Raw genomic sequence first — 2105 nt, 5'->3', positions numbered from 1 at the left:
TATTACTCAAAAAAAAAGAAAAATAATTTTTTGGAGTATATATGTTACAGAATAGTGAAGTAACATCAATTCTATTTTAATTTAAGGAGATTAATTAAGACGAGGAGGTTATTTTTATGAAAAAATTAACACTTTTAGCATGTTCTTTATTTGCTTTTGCTGCTGTTGCACAAGCAAAAGAGGTAGCTGCTCCTGTTACAAGTTCTAAAGAGGTTGTAGCTGAGCCAGTTGTAATCGAGGAGGTAGTTGTAGCCCCAGTTGTTGAAAACCCTTGGGGATTCATTAACTTAAGAGCTGGTTGGGATTTCTGGAGTGAATATGGAAACTTCAACAGACATGAAAAATATGACACTGACCTTTCTAAAAAAACTAAAGACTTTGGTGGAGAGATAGCTATTGAAGCTTACAAATCTTGGGATTATTTCGATTTAGGTCTTGGAGTTGCTTATCAGCACCATATGAAAAGAAAATCTACTGATGGTGTTTCTGGAGCAGAGTTCTCTTCAGTTCCATTATATGTAACTGGTAGATATGATATTAACTATTGGGATTGGGCTGCTACTCCATACATTAAAGCTAACGTTGGTTACTCATTTAACTTCAACTCAAAAGATGTTGATGGATCTAACTATAGCTATGGAACAAAAGTTGACGATGGATTATATTGGGCAGCTGGTGTTGGAGTTCAATATGAGGACTTTAACGTAGATGTTCTATATGGAGCTAACTATGCTAAAACTAAAGTAAATGGTGAAAAAGATAGCGATAAATTTGATAACGACTATGAGAGAGTTACTCTATCAGTTGGTTACAGATTTAATATCTGGTAAAAAGCACTTTAATTATAAAAAAAGGGATAACCCACAGGTTATCCCTTTTTTTATCCTATTATTTATAAGTTATAACTCTTGTGTCATCCAACACTCTAAATGTAAATGTCTCTGTTACAAATAGCTCTACCTCTTCATTTGTATGTCCTTGATATCCCAGTGAAAAATCCTCTCCTAAAACAAGTTCAATATTTTCATTGTCATAAGGAACTAATAATCCACCTGTTATATTGTTTGAAACGATTATTGGCATTCCCAGTATTTTCTCCAATCTTTTTGCTAAAGAGTCATTTAAATTTATCATATTTAGATATATAAATTTTTCAAGTCCTACAACTAGCGCATAAGGTCCTTTACTAAACCCTGTATTTCTAAGTTTTGAAACTCCATACATAAGATTTTTTATTGTTTCTTGCTCTGTTTTTCCAAATTCAATTGTCTGTTTTTCATCTTTAAACAATCCTAGAATACAAGCTTCATCCAATCCAAAGTATATCGCTTCCTCCTCAAATTTTGCCGCTTTCTTCAAAGCCTCATCCAAATTTTTATAATCTATATCTCTAGCTCCTCTTTCAAAATTATCAAGTTCCCATCTACTCAATTTAAATGTTATTCTATTTTCAACAAAGGGTTGTGTTTGATATACTCCATACTTTAAATCATCTTTTTTATGGATAGATAATCTACCTGTATTCACTCCACCTCTCTCTTTTCCCACAGGGCCAGTTACTCTTACAAATCTTCTCGCTGATAGCTGAGTTGTTAAAACCTCTCTAGCTCTATCTTCAATCTCTTTCCACACATGCTCACTTATTGGTGCTAATTCTTTTTTCAAAAAATCCATAGTTATCCCTCCTATCCTTTTAATGAACCAATATTTAACGATTTAACTCCATTGTATTTTACATCTTTTGATATTTCACCAGTTGCTCCATCTCTTCCCATTAACTGCGCTTCTATTCCAATAATTTTTCCCTGTTTAAACATATAATCCTCTAACTCTTTTCCAAATTCAAATTGATTTCTTCGCATCCATTCCACAATCATAGAAGCATGTTCCATCTCCTCATTTCTATTATGAATCATTATTTCTTTAAGTTCTGGATCTTCTGCCATCTCTGCTCTTTGATTATAGTCATCCACTGCTTGCAACTCCTCTTTTAAACTTTGAATTGCATAGTCTAAATCTGTAGCTTTTTTGCTTATTCCATCTAACATAAAAACACCTCCACTCAATAAAAATATCACTATTGTCTTACTACATTATTTTTTAAC

3 protein-coding genes are annotated in these 2105 nt (G+C 32.7%); 1 reads left to right on the top strand and 2 read right to left on the bottom strand.

Annotated features, from left to right (window positions below):
* Positions 1–116: 116 nt before the first annotated feature.
* The gene (locus ACMOUI_RS04180) at positions 117–830 is read left to right on the top strand and encodes an outer membrane protein (protein ID WP_418964482.1); all 714 of its coding nucleotides are present in this window, start codon (positions 117–119) and stop codon (positions 828–830) included.
* A gap of 58 nt (positions 831–888) precedes the next feature.
* On the opposite strand, the gene ACMOUI_RS04175 is transcribed toward ACMOUI_RS04180, so the two are convergent.
* Both ACMOUI_RS04175 and ACMOUI_RS04170 read right to left on the bottom strand, forming a co-directional pair.
* The gene (locus tag ACMOUI_RS04175) at positions 889–1674 is read right to left on the bottom strand and encodes a family 1 encapsulin nanocompartment shell protein (protein WP_418964481.1); all 786 of its coding nucleotides are present in this window, start codon (positions 1672–1674) and stop codon (positions 889–891) included.
* Between the two features lie 11 nt (positions 1675–1685).
* Complete coding sequence (locus ACMOUI_RS04170) at positions 1686–2048, bottom strand: hypothetical protein (protein WP_418964480.1); 363 nt, start codon at positions 2046–2048, stop codon at positions 1686–1688.
* Positions 2049–2105 lie beyond the last annotated feature (57 nt).

It is taken from the genome of Cetobacterium sp. (genome assembly GCF_048470075.1).
Taxonomy (GTDB): Bacteria; Fusobacteriota; Fusobacteriia; order Fusobacteriales; family Fusobacteriaceae; genus Cetobacterium_A.
Note: the sequence above shows the minus strand (reverse complement) of the source record. Positions and strands in the feature narration are given on the sequence as shown.